General features: G+C 61.5%; 15 protein-coding genes. 2 read left to right on the top strand and 13 right to left on the bottom strand.

Annotation, left to right across the window (positions count from 1 at the left end; translation table 11 throughout):
- Positions 1–186: 186 nt before the first annotated feature.
- From BM70_RS0111315 to BM70_RS0111350, 7 genes are all read right to left on the bottom strand, one after another.
- Positions 187–3,378: an efflux RND transporter permease subunit gene (locus BM70_RS0111315; RefSeq protein ID WP_025856119.1), complete on the bottom strand. Its 3,192-nt coding sequence runs from the start codon at positions 3,376–3,378 to the stop codon at positions 187–189.
- A 7-nt stretch (positions 3,379–3,385) separates the two neighbouring features.
- Positions 3,386–4,600 (bottom strand): efflux RND transporter periplasmic adaptor subunit, encoded by a 1,215-nt coding sequence (locus BM70_RS0111320; RefSeq protein WP_051556751.1) that lies wholly within the window; start codon positions 4,598–4,600, stop codon positions 3,386–3,388.
- 296 nt (positions 4,601–4,896) lie between these two features.
- Positions 4,897–5,094: a hypothetical protein gene (locus tag BM70_RS0111325; RefSeq protein WP_025856121.1), complete on the bottom strand. Its 198-nt coding sequence runs from the start codon at positions 5,092–5,094 to the stop codon at positions 4,897–4,899.
- Positions 5,095–5,190: 96 nt separating this feature from the next.
- Positions 5,191–6,681, bottom strand: coding sequence for an aldehyde dehydrogenase (locus BM70_RS0111330; protein ID WP_025856122.1), 1,491 nt, complete (start codon positions 6,679–6,681; stop codon positions 5,191–5,193).
- Between the two features lie 25 nt (positions 6,682–6,706).
- On the bottom strand, positions 6,707–8,086 hold the full coding sequence (locus tag BM70_RS0111335; protein WP_025856123.1) for an APC family permease: 1,380 nt from the start codon (positions 8,084–8,086) through the stop codon (positions 6,707–6,709).
- 148 nt (positions 8,087–8,234) lie between these two features.
- The gene (locus tag BM70_RS0111345) at positions 8,235–9,617 is read right to left on the bottom strand and encodes an aspartate aminotransferase family protein (protein ID WP_025856124.1); all 1,383 of its coding nucleotides are present in this window, start codon (positions 9,615–9,617) and stop codon (positions 8,235–8,237) included.
- A 46-nt stretch (positions 9,618–9,663) separates the two neighbouring features.
- Positions 9,664–10,461, bottom strand: a complete 798-nt coding sequence (locus BM70_RS0111350) for a helix-turn-helix transcriptional regulator (protein ID WP_051556752.1) — start codon at positions 10,459–10,461, stop codon at positions 9,664–9,666.
- 255 nt (positions 10,462–10,716) lie between these two features.
- Here BM70_RS0111350 and BM70_RS0111355 point away from each other — a divergent pair, with 255 nt between their 5' ends.
- Entirely contained in the window at positions 10,717–11,322 is a 606-nt protein-coding gene (locus BM70_RS0111355; RefSeq protein WP_025856126.1) for a cysteine hydrolase, read from the top strand.
- A gap of 59 nt (positions 11,323–11,381) precedes the next feature.
- Here the strand turns inward: BM70_RS0111355 and BM70_RS0111360 are convergent, their stop codons facing one another.
- The 6 genes from BM70_RS0111360 to pstS all read right to left on the bottom strand — a co-directional run bounded on the left by BM70_RS0111360 (position 11,382) and on the right by pstS (position 16,502).
- Positions 11,382–11,972 (bottom strand): hypothetical protein, encoded by a 591-nt coding sequence (locus BM70_RS0111360; protein ID WP_025856127.1) that lies wholly within the window; start codon positions 11,970–11,972, stop codon positions 11,382–11,384.
- A complete protein-coding gene (locus BM70_RS0111365; RefSeq protein WP_025856128.1) occupies positions 11,972–12,670 on the bottom strand; it encodes a hypothetical protein in 699 nt (232 codons plus the stop codon). Before BM70_RS0111365 ends, BM70_RS0111360 begins: the two co-directional genes overlap by 1 nt.
- A 32-nt stretch (positions 12,671–12,702) precedes the next feature.
- Complete coding sequence (pstB, locus tag BM70_RS0111370) at positions 12,703–13,464, bottom strand: phosphate ABC transporter ATP-binding protein PstB (RefSeq protein ID WP_218187290.1); 762 nt, start codon at positions 13,462–13,464, stop codon at positions 12,703–12,705.
- Positions 13,465–13,540: 76 nt separating this feature from the next.
- Positions 13,541–14,434: a phosphate ABC transporter permease PstA gene (pstA, locus tag BM70_RS0111375; protein WP_025856130.1), complete on the bottom strand. Its 894-nt coding sequence runs from the start codon at positions 14,432–14,434 to the stop codon at positions 13,541–13,543.
- Complete coding sequence (gene pstC, locus BM70_RS0111380; RefSeq protein ID WP_025856131.1) at positions 14,434–15,399, bottom strand: phosphate ABC transporter permease subunit PstC; 966 nt, start codon at positions 15,397–15,399, stop codon at positions 14,434–14,436. The genes pstA and pstC overlap by 1 nt, the downstream gene beginning before the upstream one ends.
- A gap of 74 nt (positions 15,400–15,473) precedes the next feature.
- Positions 15,474–16,502 carry a phosphate ABC transporter substrate-binding protein PstS gene (gene pstS / locus BM70_RS0111385; RefSeq protein WP_025856132.1) on the bottom strand — a complete coding sequence of 343 codons (1,029 nt, stop codon included), beginning with the start codon at positions 16,500–16,502 and terminating at the stop codon, positions 15,474–15,476.
- A gap of 185 nt (positions 16,503–16,687) precedes the next feature.
- Here pstS and ppk2 point away from each other — a divergent pair, with 185 nt between their 5' ends.
- The gene (gene ppk2 / locus BM70_RS0111390) at positions 16,688–17,605 is read left to right on the top strand and encodes a polyphosphate kinase 2 (protein WP_025856133.1); all 918 of its coding nucleotides are present in this window, start codon (positions 16,688–16,690) and stop codon (positions 17,603–17,605) included.
- Positions 17,606–17,635 lie beyond the last annotated feature (30 nt).

Genomic DNA, 17,635 nt, shown 5'->3' on the forward strand with positions numbered 1-17,635 from the left:
AGAACAATCGCTAAACTATTGATTTAACGTAAATACTTTGCGGACTTAAAATCCCCCGCTCGTAAGGGCGTCCCGGTTCGATTCCGGGTTCGGGCACCATCTCTCGGTTTCAAGACCTCCCAGGACGTCTTTGGAACCTACAAAAAAACCTGCATTGCGCAGGTTTTTTTGTGCTCGGAATCTTTGTCAGTGTGTTCCCAGCTCGCTGCCGGGTGAGTTGCTCGATGCCCCGGCGTGATGCCGCAACGCACGATTGCCGGTCAAGCCGCGCATCAGCACATAGAACACCGGCGTCAGGAACAGGCCGAAAAAGGTCACCCCGAGCATGCCCGAAAACACGGTAACCCCCATCACCCGTCGCACCTCGGAGCCGGCCCCGCTGGAATACACCAGCGGCAGTACGCCCATGATGAACGCCATCGAGGTCATCAGGATCGGTCGCAGGCGCAAGCGACTGGCCTCGATCGCCGCCTGGATCGGTGAACGGCCTTCGAACTCCAGTGTGCGGGCGAACTCGACGATCAGGATGGCATTCTTGGCCGACAGCCCCACCAACACCATCAGGCCGATCTGGGTGAAGATGTTGTTGTCGCCCGAGGTCAGCCACACCCCCGACATCGCGGCCAGAAGCGCCATGGGTACGATCAGGATGATTGCCAAGGGCAGTGTCAGGCTTTCATACAACGCCGCCAGCACCAGGAACACCAGTAATACGGCCAGCAGAAACACCCACTGGCCGGAACTGCCGGCGAGGATTTCCTGATACACCAGGTCAGTCCATTCAAACCCGATACCCGGCGGCAGCGTGCTCGCCGCCACCCGTTCCACCGCCGCCCGCGCCTGGCCACTGGAGAACCCTGGACGCGCCGCGCCGCTGACATCCGCCGCTGGAAAACCGTTATAGCGCATGGCCCTTTCCGGGCCGAACCCGGGCTTCACCGTGATCAGCGCGGACAGCGGCACCATCACCCCGTTGCCAGCCTTGACCCGCAGCTCGCCGATATCTTCGGCATGCGCGCGAAAAGGCGCATCGGCTTGCGCACGCACGCTGTAGGTACGACCGAAGCGCGTGAAGTCATTCACGTAGAGGCTGCCCATATAGATCTGCAGGGTACTGAACACGTCAGACACCTCAACCCCCAGCTGGCGCGCCTTGGTCCTGTCGATGTTGGCCTGCAGCTGCGGCACGTTGACCTGGAAGCTGGAAAACAATCCGGTCAGCTCGGGCGCCTGGCTGGCCGCGGCAATAAAGCGCTTGGTCGCCGCGTCCAGCGCCGGATAACCCAGGGATGCCAGGTCCTCCAGTTGCAGGCGGAAGCCACCCGTGGTGCCCAGGCCGCGCACGGGAGGCGGCGAGAAGATCACAATACGTGCGTCCTGGATCTGCACGAACTGCCGGTTCAACTGCGCGGCAATGCTGGCAGCACTGTGCTCGGGCCCGACGCGCTGATCGAATGGCTTGAGATTGAGAAAGGCGATCCCGGCATTCGAGCTGTTGGTGAAACCGTTGATGGACATGCCCGGAAACGCTAGCGACGCACGGACATCCGGGTTGGCCAGGCCGATCTCGCTGACTTGGCGCACGATCTTTTCCGTGCGATCCAGGGTCGCGCCATCCGGCAGTTGAATCACTGCCAGCAGGTAGGTGCGATCTTGCGCCGGCACGAACCCGCTGGGCACTTCCTTGAACAGCCACACGGCACCGGCCGTGAGCAGAATATACAGGCCCAGCATCCAGCCCTTATGGCTGAGGGCCTTGCGCACGCCGGTGCCGTAACCCTGGGAACCACGGGCGAATACCCTGTTGAACCGTGCAAAAAAACCACCCAGCAGCCGCTCCATGGCACGGGTCAGCCAGTCCTTGGGAGCGTCGTGGGGCTTGAGTAGCAAGGCCGCCAGCGCAGGCGACAGGGTCAGCGAGTTGAACGCCGAAATCACCGTGGAAATGGCAATGGTCAAGGCGAACTGCCGGTAGAACTGCCCCGTCAGCCCGCTGCTGAACGCCAGCGGCACGAACACGGCCGAGAGTACCAGCGCGATCGCGATGATCGGCACCGACACTTCGCGCATCGCCTGATAACTGGCCTCCAGCGGGCTCAGGCCGGCCTCGATGTTTCGCTCGACGTTTTCCACCACCACAATCGCGTCGTCGACCACAATGCCGATCGCCAACACCAGGCCGAACAGCGTCAGGGTGTTGATCGAAAAACCGAACACCTGCATCACCGCGAACGTGCCGATCACCGATACCGGCACAGCCAACAACGGGATGATCGACGCCCGCCAGGTTTGCAGGAACAGAATCACCACCAGCACCACCAGCGCGATGGCCTCCAGCAAGGTCTGGACCACCGCGTGGATGGAAGCGCTGACAAACTGGGTAGGGTCGAACACGATGCGGTAATCAACGCCCTCGGGCATCTCTTTCTTCAATTGAAGCATCAGTGCGCGAACATCGTTGCCGATATTGACGGTGTTCGAACCCGGCGCCTGCAATACGAACAAGGCCGCCGCCGGCTGGTTGTCGAGCAAGGCCCGAGCAGCGTATTCGGCGGTGCCCAATTCGACCCGCGCCACATCGCGCAAACGCGTGACCGCGCCGTCCGCCCCACTGCGCACGACGATGTCGCCAAACTCTTCTTCGCTCTGCAGGCGGCCCTGCACACTGATGGACATCTGCGTGTCGATATCCAGCCCGTTCGGGGACCCGCCGACAATCCCCGCGGCGGCCTGGAAGTTTTCCCGGCGGATCGCCGTGACTACGTCGCTGGCCGCCAAGCCACGTTCGGCGAGCTTCTGCGGGTCGAGCCAGATGCGCATCGAGTACTCGCCGGCACCGCGCACCTGTACCGTGCCGACGCCCTCGATGCGTGCCAGGCGATCGCGGATATGCAGGTAGGCGTAATTGTGCAGATAGGCCATGTCATAGCGCCCATCGGGGGAATACAGGTGCACCACCAAGGTCAGGTCGGGGGTGCTCTTGACGGTGGTGACGCCCAGGCGCTGCACGTCGTCGGGCAGGCGCGACTCGGCCTGGGAGACGCGATTCTGCACCAGTTGCTGCGCCAGGTTCGGGTCCATGCCCAGCTTGAAAGTGACCGTCAGTGTCAGCAGCCCATCGGTAGTGGTCTGGCTGCTCATGTAGAGCATGTCCTCGACCCCGTTGATCGACTCTTCCAGTGGCGTGGCCACCGTGTCGGCGATCACCTGCGGGCTGGCACCCGGAAAGCGCGCCGTGACCACCACCGTGGGCGGCACCACTTCGGGGTATTCGGACACCGGCAGGTTGGGTATGGCGATCAACCCGGCGACCAGGATCAGCACCGAAAGCACACAGGCAAAGATCGGCCGGTCGATAAAGAATTTGGAGAAGTCCATGGGGCGATCAAGTCCGGTTGTTATCGGGAGTGACAGGTGCGAGCGCTGCGTCCGACGCCAGCATCGGCACCACCTGCGGCGCCACGACCATGCCGGGGCGCAAGCGTTGCAGGCCGTTGACGACGACCTGTTCGCCGGGTTCAAGCCCCTGGGTGATGATGCGCATGCCATTGGCCCTGTCGCCGACCACCACGTCGCGGTACTGGGCGACGTTGTCGGTGCCCACCACCATCACGTAACGGCGATTCTGGTCAGTGCCAATGGCGCGCTCGGAGACCAGCAAGGCCGTGCGGGCATGCGCCTGCCCCAGGTTCAGGCGCACGAACTGCCCCGGCGTCAGCCTGCCATCGGCGTTATCGAAGCGTGCCCGCAACCGTACCGTGCCGCTGCGGGTATCCACGTGGTTGTCGATCAACTGCAAACGCCCTTGCCGGGAAGGCTGTGCGCTGCCGTCGACTTGCATGTCCACCGGGATCTGCGCCAGTTGGCCCTGGCGGTCTTGTGCTTGCTCCAGGCTGTTCAAAGCCTGGTTCACGGCGGCTTCGTCGGCATCGAAACTGGCATAGATGGGGTTGACCGACACCAGCGTCGTCAATACCGGCGCGTTGGGGCCGGCGTCCACCAGGTTGCCCACGGTGACCTCGCGGCGCCCTACCCGGCCGGCCACGGGCGCTCGAATGCCGGTGTAGCCGAGGTTCAAGCGCGCCATCTGCAACGAAGCCTGGGCGGATGCCAGGTCGGCGGCGGCGGTTTTCTGGGCGTTGGCACGCTCGTCGAGCTCGCGTTCCGCGATCGCCCGCGCAGGCCACAAGCGTTGCGCTCGCGCCAGGTCGGCCGCGGCCAAGCTCAGCCGCGACTGGGCGCCGGCCACTTGCGCTTCAGCGCGTTGCACCTCGGCGGCGTAAGGCAGCGGATCAATGGTCACCAGCAAATCGCCCTTGTTGACCAACTCACCTTCGGTGAAATGCAGCGCCTTTACCTCGCCCACCACACGTGAACGCACCACCACCTGCTCCACCGCTTCCAGCCGACCGGAAAACTGCCTCCAGACGCGTACGTCCTGGCGCTCCACCTGCGCCACCGAAACCGCCAGGGGCACCGCCGCGACTGGTGCAGCACCGGGTGTGGAGGACGGGCGACTCCACCCGTAGGCCGCTGCGCCCAGCACGACGACACCGACCAACGCCCCAGGCAAACGCCGTAACCACAGGTTAGTTTTCACCGCTGCACCTCTCTACGAATAAAGCCGACTCGAATATTCCGGAATCGGGCCAATCGCCACGTGCACAGCACAGCACAGCGAGACGGACCACCGGGAACATCGCAACTTTATCGGGAGGGTTGGGGCGTGATAACGGGGGAATTACCGCATACGGTATGAACTAAATCTCATCAGTCTGGCGCAGATCGATTGCCTGGCCCGTATAAGCCAAGCAGGCGCCTGTGTGGATCGTGCTGCCCGAAGCAGTGGAACCACTCGACCCTGTTGACCAGGGCGAGCAGCAATGTTTGAACCTGTCAGTTATCGGGGTGTTCGCTGGCGACTGAATCGGCGGCGTCCACATCCGACATGTCTTCTTCCAACGGTGCATCGTCGTCCGGCGGCAACGGGATATTGTCCTCGTCGCGCCTTGGGTCGTGGCCTGTTTCGTTATCGGTGCCGCGAGTGACGTCCTGCTGTGAAAGGTTGCCTGGGGCGTTCTCATTGATGTCCATGCTGGCTCTCCGGTCGTACGCTCGGGGTATCCGCGCTTACTAGTGAGAGACAGCACAGCATCCAGAGTGCCAGGCAATAGACGAATGGCGCCGGTTTCAACGCAATTGAAACCAGGTGGTTTTCAGCTGCGTGTACTTGTCGAACGAATGCAGCGACAGGTCGCGGCCGAAACCCGACTGCTTGCCACCCCCGAAGGGCACCGACACATCCAGCGCATCGACGGTGTTGACCGACACCGTACCGGCATTCAGGGCGCGGGCCACGCGGTGGGCACGATTGAGGTCATCGCTCCATACCGACGCCGCCAGGCCGTAGATGCTGTGGTTGGCTTGCTGTATGGCTTCCTCTTCGGTGTCAAAGGCAGTTACCGCCAGCACCGGGCCAAACACCTCATCCTGCGAAATGCGCATGTCGCCCGTCACGCCGCCGAGGATCGTCGGTTGCATGAAGTTGGAAGAGCCGTTGATGGTCAACTGCTCGCCACCGCACACCAGCCTGGCGCCGTCAGCGCGCGCCTCACCGATTGCATGCATGATGCGGGCGGTCTGTTCACTGTCGACGATCGCCCCGGCGGCGCTGCCGGGGTCCAGGGGATCACCGGGCATCCAGGCCCGCGACTTGCTGACCAGGCGCTCGACGAACTCGTCGTGAATGGAGCGTTGCACGTACAAGCGGGAATTGGCCGAACACACCTCGCCCTGGTTGAAAAAAATGCCGAAGGCAGTTTTCTCCGCAGCCAGGTCCAGGTCCTGGCAGTCTGCAAACACCAGGTTCGGGCTCTTGCCGCCGCACTCCAGCCACACCTGCTTGAGGTTGGACTGCGCAGCGTATTGCATGAAGTACTTGCCCACCTGGGTGGACCCGGTAAACACCAGGCAATCCACGTCTGGATGCAACCCCAGGGCTTTGCCTGCGCTTTCGCCGAGGCCGGGCACCACGTTCAGCACGCCTTCCGGGACACCGGCTTCGAGGGCCAGTTGGGCCAGGCGCAAGGCCGAGAACGGTGATTGCTCGGCCGGCTTGAGCACCACGCTGTTGCCAGCCGCCAGGGCCGGCGCCAGCTTCCAGGCGGCCATGTCCAATGGAAAGTTCCACGGCACCACGGCGGCGACCACGCCCAGGGCTTCGCGGGTGATGGTCGCCAGTGCAGTGCGGGCCGTCGGCGCCACTTGATCGTAGACCTTGTCGAGCGCTTCGCCGTACCAGGCGAAGACATGCGCGGCGCCGGGCACATCGATGTTGTAGGCATCCATCACCGGCTTGCCCATGTTCAGCGAATCCAGCAACGCCAACTCTTCGCGATGAGTCATCAGCAGCTCGGACAGCTTGATCAGGATTTTCTTGCGCTCCCCTGGGGCCATACGCCGCCAGGGCCCGTTATTGAAGGCTCGGCGGGCGGAGCGCACCGCCAGGTCGACCTCCTCGATACCGCATGCAGCAACCCGTGCCAGCAGTTGATGGTTGGCCGGGTTGATGGCATCGAACGTCGCGCCGGATAGCGACGACACTGGCCTCCCGTCGATCAGGGCTGTGTCGATGAATACCTGGCGGGCAGCACGTTGCTGCCAGTGGTTAAGGTCAAACATGGTGTACTCCCGAGTGGGTGACTTTTTATTCTGCGATCTGCAATTCAGGCATCTTCAAGCGAAAGCCACGTGTAACCCCCAGCAAACAAACGAGCCCCAAGCCCATCCAGCACAAGCCGATGGTGAACGACATGCCGGACAGGCTCGTCCACAGCCAGAGGGTGCTGAGGAACCCCAGGGCCGGCAGCACGGCGTAAAGCAGGTAGTTGCGGGTGCCGCGCAGCTTCTGGTCGCCGAGGTAGTGCTTGATCACGGCCAGGTTCACCGCCGAGAACGCGAACAGCGCACCGAAACTGATCATGTTGGCGACGGTGTCCAGGGTGATGAACAGCGCAATCAGCGAGAACAGGCTGACCAGCATGATTGCCGTGGCCGGTACGCGTTTTTTCGACACCAGCTTGCCGAGCACACGCGGCAGTGCGCCGTCGCGCCCCATAGCGAACAACACGCGCGAGACACTCGCCTGGGAGACCATCGCCGAAGCAAAGCACCCCGCCACGTAGGTGGCGGTAAAGGCCGTGACCAGCAGTTCACCGCCGACGCGCCGCATCACGTCCACGGACGCCGAATCGGGGTCGGCGAAGCTGTTCCATTCCGGAAAGACCATCTGCGCGCAATATGAAACGACGAGAAACAGCAAGCCCCCCAGCAGCGACACCGCCATGATGGCGATCGGGATGGTCCGGCGCGGGTTGGGCGTTTCCTCGGCCATGGTCGACACGGCATCAAAACCGAGAAACGACAGGCAGAGTATTGCCGCGCCGGTCATGATCAACGGTACGCTGAAGCCTTCATGGTGAAACGGTCCAAGCAGCGATACCGGCGCGGATTGCGCGCTCAGGTTATGGATCGAGAGCACCACAAACACCACGATGAACACCAGTTGGGCGACGATAAGCACCCAGTTGACCCGCGTGATCGACTCGATACCGAACAGGTTGAGCGCCGTCACCAGGGCGATGGAGCCCAGCACCCACACGGCGGTGGGCACCCCGGGAAAGTATTCGGACATGTAGATGCCGATCAGCAGGTAACTGAGCAGCGGCAGGAAAATGTAGTCCAGTAACAGGGTCCATCCGGCAATGAAGCCGAAATAGGCGCCAAACGCCTTGCGCGTATAGGTGTAGACCGACCCCGAATAAGGGTGCGCCTGGACCATGCGCCCATAGCTGTAGGCCGTCAGCAGCATGGCCGCAAGGGTCAGCAGGTAGGCGGTTGGCAGGTGCCCCTTGGTCATCTGGGTGACCAGGCCGTAGGTCGTGAACACCGCCAGGGGGACCATGTACGCCAGGCCGAACAGCACCAGCCCGACAAGCCCCAGAGGCTGGCGGAACCTGCGCGACGAAGCGGCTGCGAAGGGTGTGTGATGGGAGGGAGTATCGGCCACGTTTTTTATTGTATTCATTGCTGACTCCTGGAAATTGGAATGCAGGGCGCCGCGGTATGCGATGAGATCGATACCGTTATCCGTTCAAGAGTGAACCGCCCTATGGGCACGCTGGGCGATGCGGCGCTGTCGTTCACCCCCTCAGCGAGGGGGTGAACAGCTCACTTCACAGCGCTCCGGCGATCCGCGCGGTGCGGTCTACCGCGATGCGGGTCTTTTCAACCAGCTCGTCCAGTTCCGCCCGCGTGGCCACCAGGGCCGGCGCCATGATCATGCGGCCGAGTGTGGAGCGAATGATCACGCCCTCCTCAAAACCAAAGGTGCGACACTGCCAGGCCAGGTCGTTTTCGTTGGCAAAGCGCTTGCGCGTGGCCTTGTCCTCGGCAAACTGCAAGGCCCCGAGCAGGCCCGCGCCCTGGATGTCGCCGATCATCGGATGGCCGGCGAACACTTCGCGCAGGATCTGCTGCAAGTACGGCCCGGTGTCTTCTTTCACCGTGCGCACGATGCCTTCATCGCGCAGCGCCTTGAGGTTGGCCAGGGCCACCGCTGCCGCGACCGGGTGCCCGGAATAGGTCAGGCCGTGGGCAAATACCCCACCCCGCTCCACCAGCGCATCCGCCATGCGCTTGCTCAGTACCAGGCCGCCCATGGGCACGTAGCCGGACGTCAGGCCCTTGGCGATCGACAGGGTATCCGGCTCGAAACCGAAGTACTCGTGGGCGAACCACTCGCCTGTGCGGCCAAAACCACCGATCACCTCATCCGCGCACAGCAGCACGTCGTATTGACGGCAGATGCGCTGGATTTCCGGCCAGTAGCTTTGCGGCGGGAAAATCATGCCGCCGGCGCCCTGGAACGGCTCGGCGATAAAGCCCGCGACGTTTTCGGCGCCGAGTTCAAGAATCTTTTCTTCCAGTTGCAGTGCGCAACGACGGCCAAACTCAGCCGGGGTCAACTCACCACCCTGGGCGTACCAGTAGGGTTCATCGATATGCGCGACGTCCGGAATCAGACCGCCCATCTCGTGCATGAACTTCATGCCACCCAGCGCGGACGCCGCCAAGGTCGAACCGTGATAGCCGTTCCAGCGGCCGATCATGATCTTTTTCTGCGGTTGGCCGACCACCTGCCAATAGCGGCGCACCGTGCGGATCAACACCTCGTTGGCTTCAGAACCGGAGTTGGTGTAGATCACGTGGCTGTAGTGACCCGGCAGCAGGCTGAACAGCAACTCGGACAGTTCGATCACCGCCGGGTGGGTGGTGTGAAAGAACATGTTGTAGTACGCCAGTTGGTCCATCTGCGCCGCAGCGGCGGCGGTCAGGTCTTTGCGACCATAACCGAGCTGGGTGCACCACAAGCCCGACATACCGTCCAGGTAGCGCTTGCCTTCGCTGTCCCACAGGTACAGGCCTTCGCCACGGACCATGACGCGCGGGCCTTCGGCATTCAGCGCCTTTTGATCCAGAAACGCGTGGATATGGTGGGCCGCGTCGGATTTCTGATAATCCTCGGTCTGGCGCTTCGGTTCGAAGGGTAGGTTCATGCCTTTTCTCTCTTGTTAGTAGTGACGCAAGGGTTGGCAGACCCGCTCAGCGGATCTTGTTCATGTAGTTCTCGAGGGGGTCTTTGCTCAGCACGCCCTGGGCTTCGGCCAGGGAGTCGATAAACAAGGAAAACAGCTCCGACTGCGCGCCGATGTCGAGCTTGCTGTAGATGTGCTTGCGGTGGGACTTGATGGTGTCTTCCGACACACCAAGACGCTCGGCCAGCGATCGGGTGGAGTGGCCACGCAGGATCAGTTGGGCGATGCGGCATTCGCGCTCGGTCAGGATCGATGAGCCGAAGTTGTTCAGTGCCGAGTGAATACGCTGCTCCAACAGGCTTTCAAAGCGTGCACCCCGCGCATCCAGGCCAACGAAATGCTTGCCCAGCACCGCCAGCACCCACGGCGCGATACGCTTGAATTGCTGGGTCGTGGCCGCGTCCAGCTTCTGCGTGAACGCCAGTGACACCGACAGGCTCAACCCGGCGCTCGATTGCAGGATGTAGTTCAGCTCATCCTCCAGGTGCGAATGCCGGTAGAACGACTGGAAATACTCGCTGAGTTCGAAGTGATCGGGCGCGACATCCGCCAGGTCGTAGCAGCCTGAAGCGACGCCCTCCACGCACGCCCCATAAAACGGATCGAGCAAGTAGAAACCGGACAGGTACTGGCGCACATTGCCCTGGGGCAACCAGGGCCCTTCCAACTCGAACAATGCACTGGGCATGCCGCCGTGGGGATACAGGTACAGCGTGGTAGCCTGGATCGGCCAGATACAACCGAGGGCCTCGAACAACGTGGCGGCAAAGCTTGCCTGCCCGATGCTTTCGGTGACCCGGGCCATCTGTTCGAACCATTGCGCAGAAGAAAGCCGGTCGTTTTCCACTTCAAAGACTCGCTGAAAGAACGTGAAGGATGCTCCCACACCCGGGAAATCATCGAAATCACCCGATAGGGTGAGCTGGCCACGTTGTTAGCCCAGGCGTAGTGTTTTCGGGCGATTGCACCGGCGCGCGGTAACAATCTCACCGTGGCGTTGAAAGTTTCCTACGCTTGACACTCGAACGCAGTGATTGAACCCACTTATCGGAGACCCACCATGAACCCCCACACCACCGCCCTTGTCCTGATCGAATTCCAGAACGACTTCACCACGCCCGGTGGCGTGTTCCATGACGCCGTCAAAGACGTCATGCACACCTCCGACATGCTGGCCAACACCGCCACCACAGTGCAACAAGCGCGCAAACTGGGGGTGAAGATCATCCATCTGCCGATCCAGTTTGCCGACGGCTACCCGGAACTGACGACGCGTCACTACGGGATCCTCAAAGGCGTTGCCGATGGCAGCGCCTTCCGTGCCGGCAGTTGGGGGGCCGACATCACCGACGCGGTGACGCGTGAAGCCAGCGATATCCTCGTGGAAGGCAAGCGCGGGCTGGATGGCTTCGCCACCACCGGCCTGGACCTGGTGCTGCGCAACAACGGCATCCAGAACCTGGTGGTGGCCGGTTTTCTGACCAACTGCTGCGTCGAAGGGACGGTGCGTTCAGGGTATGAGAAGGGTTACAACGTGGTGACCCTGACCGACTGCACGGCGACGTTCACCGATGAACAGCAAAAGGCTGCCGAGAACTTCACGCTGCCGATGTTTTCGCAGACGTTGCGCCATACCGAGTTTCTTGGGGCGTTGAACGCCCAATAAGCAAAAAAAGGGGCGACTGATTGATCAGTCGCCCCTTTTTGCTTGGCCCAGGCAATCGCTTATCCGTTCAACGTCAGCCCCGGATAGGCCCGCACAGGCAGCTTGTGCCGCTGCGGTTGCTGGCGGGCCAGCTGTACCTGCACCTGCGCGACGGCATCCAGCACGCGTTGCGCCCATTGCGCATCTTCCGGGTCCACCACCACGACGCGGAAGCCGTGATCGAAGCCTTCAAGCTGTACCCCCTCGGAATCATCGACGTGCAAGTCGATGTCGAAAGCCGGCGGGAATTTCGACGGCGTTGTCGCCAGCCCACGCGCAGTGAGGGCCTGGTTGTGCCGCACGCTATTGACCACGCCGTCGACATGGATGCCATACAGCAACAACCAACGGCGGATGTAGGACGGCGTGCGACCGGACGAGGTATAGACCCAGACGCTGCAGCCCTGGCGACGCAGTTCACGGGTCAAGGCGCGGGTACCGCTGCGCAGCGGCTCGCCGAGCCAGCGATGCACACAGGCTGGCAGCCGGCTGTGTTCGGTCGCGCTGTGGTGCAACTGGCAGGCCAGCGTGTCATCGATATCGAATGAAATACGGATGCGCTGACGCTTGATCACACGCGTGATTGTGTCGAGCACTGGAAACCTTCCCATCAATGGCCCCCCTGGTAGGCGGGCGCTGGTGCGTCGTCCAGGAAAAACGCCATGGGATCAGGGGCTTTGTCTTCCAGGAACGCTGCGTATTTTTTCTTGATCTTGGGCAATTCGTACAAGGCCATTACGCCATGCTTGGCGGAGTTGCGAATGACCGAGGATGGGTTGAAATACCCCTCGGCGTTGTCCAGCGTCAGTACGAAAGGCGCCAACCCCTCGCGCATCAGCAGGTAACTGACGATCAACGACCCACTGCGGTGATTGCCCTCGATGAACAACTGCGGCTTGCTGAGCACTCGCACATAGACACCGGCTGCGCGCTTCCACACCGATTCACTGTGATGCTTGCAGTACCAGTGATACAAATCCTTGATACCGCCCTCGACATTGTTGAAAAAGTGCACTTCGGTGGCGGCCAGGTGCTGGGCGTATTCTTGCCTGCGAACCGGGTCTGTGCCGCAGAGCACGGTGGCATTGATCTCCAGCATCAGGTTCAACTGCTGGAGGTCGAACAAGTCGACGCCGCGCGCCACATAGTCGTCAATCAGGGCATAGCCTTCAAGCACATTCTGCAGCACTTCGTCTGTCAATGGGTCGCGTGGCTCGGTAAAGTCCCGGCTGAGCTGGGCAAAACGGCCCTGTACCGCACGCAATGCGCGTTCGATCGCAAGCAAATCAAGACGACGTGTTGCAGTCATTGGCAATCCTGAAGAAACGGTGGATGGCAGGATCAGCTGAACTTGCCGCTGATGTAGTCCCCGGTCATTTGTTCGCGCGGGTTTTCGAAGATCTGTGTGGTCGGGCCCATTTCCACCAGATAGCCGGTGCGCGTGCCCTGGGAGATATCCACCGAGAAAAACGCGGTGGTATCGGCCACACGGATCGCCTGCTGCATGTTGTGCGTCACCAGCGCGATGGTGTAGTCCTTCTTCAGTTCGACCATCAGCTCCTCGACCCGACGCGTGGCGATCGGGTCCAGCGCCGAGCAGGGTTCGTCCAGCAGCAGCACTTCCGGCTCGGTAGCGATGGCACGGGCGATGCACAGGCGTTGCTGCTGGCCGCCGGAGAGCGACAGGCCGCTGACCTTGAGCTTGTCCTTGACCTCATCCCACAGCGCGGCGCCTTGCAGCGCGTGCTTGACGCGGTCGCCCAGGTCGCCCTTGTAGCGGTTGAGGCGCAGGCCAAAGGCCACGTTGTCGAAAATGCTCATCGAGAACGGGTTCGGCTGCTGGAACACCATGCCGATGTAACGGCGCACGACGACAGGGTCAACGCCCTTGCCGTAGACGTCCTGGCCGAGGAAGTGCACGTGGCCCTCGAAACGGAAGCCCTTCACCAGGTCGTTCATGCGGTTGAGGCTACGCAGTACGGTGGATTTGCCGCAGCCGGACGGGCCGATGAAGCCGGTGATCTTGTTCTTCTCGATCGGCACATGGCTGTCACGGACGGCCATGAAGTTGCCGTAGAAAATCTTGTCCAGCTTGCAGTCCATGACCACAGGCGACTGGGTGATAAACGGAGCGGCTACTTGCGCAGATGACATGTTCAAAATTCAGATGCTCCCGTTCTTAATACTTGGGCTTGCCGAAAATACGGCTCACGATATTCACGACCAGCACGATCATTACCAGTACCAACGAGGCCGCCCATGCGAGCTCGAGCTGGTTGTCGAAAGGCATGCCGGAGAAGTTGTAAATCAGCACGGCCAGGGATGCCGTCGGATTCATGACTGCCAGGTTGCCGTCGTGGTAGATCCAGTAGTTGCTGAACAGCGCGGTGAACAACAGCGGCGCGGTCTCGCCGGCGGCACGCGCCACGGCGAGCATCACACCCGTGAGAATTGCCGGCATGCCGGTGGGCAAGACGATTTTCCAGATCACCTGCGAACGGGTGCAGCCCATCCCGTAGGCGGCATCCTTCATGATCTTGGGCACCATCTTCATCGACTCTTCCGCTGTCAGCACGACGATGGGCAGCATCAGCACGGCCAGCGCCACGCCACCGGCCGGTGCCGAGTAAGTCCCGGTCGTCATCACCACCAGGGCGTAGGCGAACACACCCGCCAGGATCGACGGCAAGCCAGTGAGCATTTTGGCGGCAAAGCGCGAAGCGTTCGCCAGCTTGCTGTCCGGGCCCAGCTCCGCGAGGAAAATCGCGGCCAGGATGCCCACCGGCACGGCGATGGCGGCCGCAATGCCGACCATCACGAAGGTACCGGCCATGGCGTTACCGAAGCCGCCGCCGGTCTCGAAACCGGTGGGTGGCAGCTCGGTGAACACTTCCAGGCTCAGGCGCGCGCCGCCACGGGTGATCAGCATGTAGAGCACGGAAATCAACGGCACACTGGCCAGCAGCGCGCCGAACCACACCAGAGTGGTCAACACCAGGCTGCGCAGGGCACGGCCTTCGAACCGGCGCTGCAGGCTCGGCATCGCGGTGATTGGGGATGAGAGGTCAGTCATTATTTGTTACCCCGCTGGGCGTAGACCATGATCATCGAACCGATGATATTCACCAGCAACGTGATGAACATCAGCACCAGTGCGGCGTACATCAACACTTCGATCTCGTTCGGGCCGGCTTCGGGGAAGTTCAGCGCCAACAAGGCCGCCAACGTGTTGGCCGGTGCAAACAGAGAAAGCGAAATGTTGTTGGCGTTACCCACCAGCATGGCCAACGCCATGGTTTCACCCAGTGCGCGGCCCAGGCCCAGCACCAGCGAACCGAAGATGCCGGTCGCAGCGGACGGCACCATCACCTTGAGAATCGCTTCCCAATGGGTGGTGCCCATGCCGTAGGCCGCTTGCTTGGTCTTCATCGGCACACCCGTGAGGGCGTCCTGGGAGACGGCAGCGATGGTCGGCAGAATCATGATGGCCAACACCAGCGCTGCCGGTAACAGCCCCGGCCCGCTCAAGGAGGTGCCGAAGAAGGGAATCCAGCCGAGCTCGCTGTTCAGCCACGCGGTCAGCGGGCGGATCGCCGGGATCACCACATAGATGCCCCACAGGCCGTAGACCACGCTGGGGATGGCGGCGAGCAATTCAACGATGGTGCGGAACACCGCAGCCAGCTTGGCCGGGAGGAAATCCTGGGTGAGGAAGATCGCCATGCTGACGCCGAAAAAACCCGCGATCAGCAACGCGATGAGGGCGCTGTAAAGCGTGCCCCAAATTGCCGGCAGAATGCCGTATTTGCCTTGGTTAACATCCCAGACGCTGCCGAACAGCACGTCGAAACCGTGCTTTTCCATGCCTGGAAGTGCCTTGCGCCCTACTTCGAAGACCAGCGCGAAAACCAGCGCCAGCACCAGCACCACGCCTATGCGTGCAAGCGCACGGAAGGTGCGGTCAACCAGGAAGTCCTTCGTAGAAGGTGGCTGGCACGCAGAATCCGGGTTAACCGGTACGACAAAAGGTGTGTTCATTGGCTAATTCCGGAACAAGGGGGGAACGCCCCCGGCGTGGCTGACAGCCCACACCGGAAGCGGCCTGGCGAGCCTTACTGGATGTTGGCGGAAGCTTTGCGAACTTGATCGACAACCGATGGAGGCAGCGGGATGTAGCCCATCGAATCGGCGATTTTCTGACCTTCGGTCAGGCTGTACTCGACCATTTCACGCATGGCCTTGGCCTTGGCCGGGTTGCCGTTGTCCTTGCGGAAGATCATCCAGGTGTAGGAAGTGATCGGGTAGGACTTGGCGCCATCCGGATCCGGCAGCCAGGCCACCAGGCTTTCCGGCATTTTCACCGCGGCCAGGGCTTCGGCGCCGCTCTCTGCGTTCGGTACCACGTACTTGCCGGCCTTGTTCTGCAGCTGGGCAAAGTCAACCTTGGCCAGTTTGGCGAAGCCGTATTCGATGTAGCCGATCGCGCCAGGGGTCTGGCGTACGGTGGCGGTCACGCCATCGTTCTTCGGCGACTTGATGAATTTGTCGCTGGCTGGCCAGTTGACGGTATTGCCCTCGCCCAGGTCTTTCTGGAACTCAGGGTTGATCGCGGCCAGGTGCTTGGTGAAGACGGCGGTGGTGCCGCTGGAGTCTGCACGCACCACAACGGTGATCGGCATGTCAGGCAGTTTCAGGCCTGGGTTGGCAGCGACGATCTGCGGATCGTTCCACTTGGTGATCTTGCCCAGGAAGATGTTGGAGTACACATCGCGCGGCAACTTCAACTCTTTGGGATTGCCCGGCAGGTTGAAGGCCAGCACGATTTCGCCTGCGGTCATCGGCAGCAGTTGCGCGCCTTCGGCCACCTTGGCGATGTCTTCGTCTTTCATGGCCGAGTCGCTGGCGGCGAAGTCGACGGTCTTGTTCAGAAAGTCCTGTACACCTGCACCGCTACCCTTGGACTGGTAGTCAACGGTAACGCCAGCACTTTTCTTGCTGAAATCCTTGAACCAGGTGAGGTAGATCGGGGCTGGGAAACTCGCACCGGAACCGGTCAGGCGGATGCTCTCGGCAGCAAACACCGAGGTGGCACTGAGAGAAACCGCAACGGCGAGTGCAGCAGACTTCATCAGACGTTTCATTAAGGAAAATCCTTGTGATTTCGGGCCGGGCAACTCTGCAACAATCTTGTTACGGTTTTATGAACGCGGAATGGCAAAACGCCGGGTTGTCCCCCTCTCCCGCCGTAAACACGCAGTTTGATGTAATTGGTTCGTAACAAATTGCGACTAAGACTTTGCCATCCCCCACCACGCGAGTTCCGCCCATGTCCTCACTAGACGACACCTTGATGCAGCGCATCCACCGTGAACTGCTGGATCACAGTGATGAAGAGCTGGAACTGGAATTATCCGAAGATGGGCATGACCTGAACGCGCTATTTGACGAGCACGTCGGTGAAAGCAGCGAGAAAGCCGCCCGGCGGATTTATTTCAGCGAACTGTTCCGCCTGCAGGGCGAACTGGTGAAACTGCAGAGCTGGGTGGTCAAGACCGGCCACAAGGTGGTGATCCTGTTCGAAGGGCGCGATGCCGCCGGCAAAGGGGGCGTGATCAAGCGCATCACCCAGCGCCTGAACCCCAGGGTCTGCCGGGTGGCGGCCCTGCCCGCGCCGAATGACCGCGAACAGACCCAGTGGTATTTCCAGCGCTACGTCTCGCACCTGCCGGCCGCCGGCGAAATCGTGCTGTTCGACCGCAGTTGGTACAACCGCGCCGGCGTCGAAAAGGTCATGGGATTTTGCAACGACGACCAGTACGAAGAGTTTTTCCGCACTGTGCCGGAGTTCGAACGCATGCTCGCCCGCTCCGGCATCCAGCTGATCAAGTACTGGTTTTCGATTTCCGATCAGGAACAGCACCTGCGCTTTCTCAGCCGCATTCATGACCCGCTCAAACAGTGGAAACTCAGCCCCATGGACCTGGAGTCGCGTCGGCGCTGGGAAGCCTATACCAAGGCCAAGGAAATCATGCTCGACCGCACCCACATCGCTGAAGCGCCGTGGTGGGTGGTGCAGGCCGATGACAAGAAGAAGGCCCGCCTCAACTGCATCCACCACTTGCTCGGACAGATGCCTTATGAAGAAGTGAACCTGCCGGTGATCGAACTGCCGCAGCGCGTGAGGCAGGAGGATTACTCCCGCAGCCCGACGCCACCGGAACTCATTGTGCCGCAGCTCTACTGATCACGTGTTTCAGCGGCGAGCGGGCGAGCC

Source organism: Pseudomonas sp. CHM02, from assembly GCF_000612585.1.
Lineage (GTDB): Bacteria > Pseudomonadota > Gammaproteobacteria > Pseudomonadales > Pseudomonadaceae > Aquipseudomonas.

Bases quoted from the DNA above. Each gene is read 5' to 3' on its own strand.
- BM70_RS0111315 (WP_025856119.1), bottom strand. From the start codon at position 3,378: ATGGACTTCTCCAAATTCTTTATCGACCGGCCGATCTTTGCCTGTGTG.
- BM70_RS0111325 (WP_025856121.1), bottom strand. From the start codon at position 5,094: ATGGACATCAATGAGAACGCCCCAGGCAACCTTTCACAGCAGGACGTC.
- BM70_RS0111330 (WP_025856122.1), bottom strand. From the start codon at position 6,681: ATGTTTGACCTTAACCACTGGCAGCAACGTGCTGCCCGCCAGGTATTC.
- BM70_RS0111335 (WP_025856123.1), bottom strand. From the start codon at position 8,086: ATGAATACAATAAAAAACGTGGCCGATACTCCCTCCCATCACACACCC.
- BM70_RS0111345 (WP_025856124.1), bottom strand. From the start codon at position 9,617: ATGAACCTACCCTTCGAACCGAAGCGCCAGACCGAGGATTATCAGAAA.
- BM70_RS0111350 (WP_051556752.1), bottom strand. From the start codon at position 10,461: ATGGCCCGGGTCACCGAAAGCATCGGGCAGGCAAGCTTTGCCGCCACG.
- BM70_RS0111355 (WP_025856126.1), top strand. From the start codon at position 10,717: ATGAACCCCCACACCACCGCCCTTGTCCTGATCGAATTCCAGAACGAC.
- BM70_RS0111360 (WP_025856127.1), bottom strand. From the start codon at position 11,972: ATGGGAAGGTTTCCAGTGCTCGACACAATCACGCGTGTGATCAAGCGT.
- BM70_RS0111365 (WP_025856128.1), bottom strand. From the start codon at position 12,670: ATGACTGCAACACGTCGTCTTGATTTGCTTGCGATCGAACGCGCATTG.
- pstB (WP_218187290.1), bottom strand. From the start codon at position 13,464: ATGGACTGCAAGCTGGACAAGATTTTCTACGGCAACTTCATGGCCGTC.
- pstA (WP_025856130.1), bottom strand. From the start codon at position 14,434: ATGACTGACCTCTCATCCCCAATCACCGCGATGCCGAGCCTGCAGCGC.
- pstC (WP_025856131.1), bottom strand. From the start codon at position 15,399: ATGAACACACCTTTTGTCGTACCGGTTAACCCGGATTCTGCGTGCCAG.
- pstS (WP_025856132.1), bottom strand. From the start codon at position 16,502: ATGAAACGTCTGATGAAGTCTGCTGCACTCGCCGTTGCGGTTTCTCTC.
- ppk2 (WP_025856133.1), top strand. From the start codon at position 16,688: ATGTCCTCACTAGACGACACCTTGATGCAGCGCATCCACCGTGAACTG.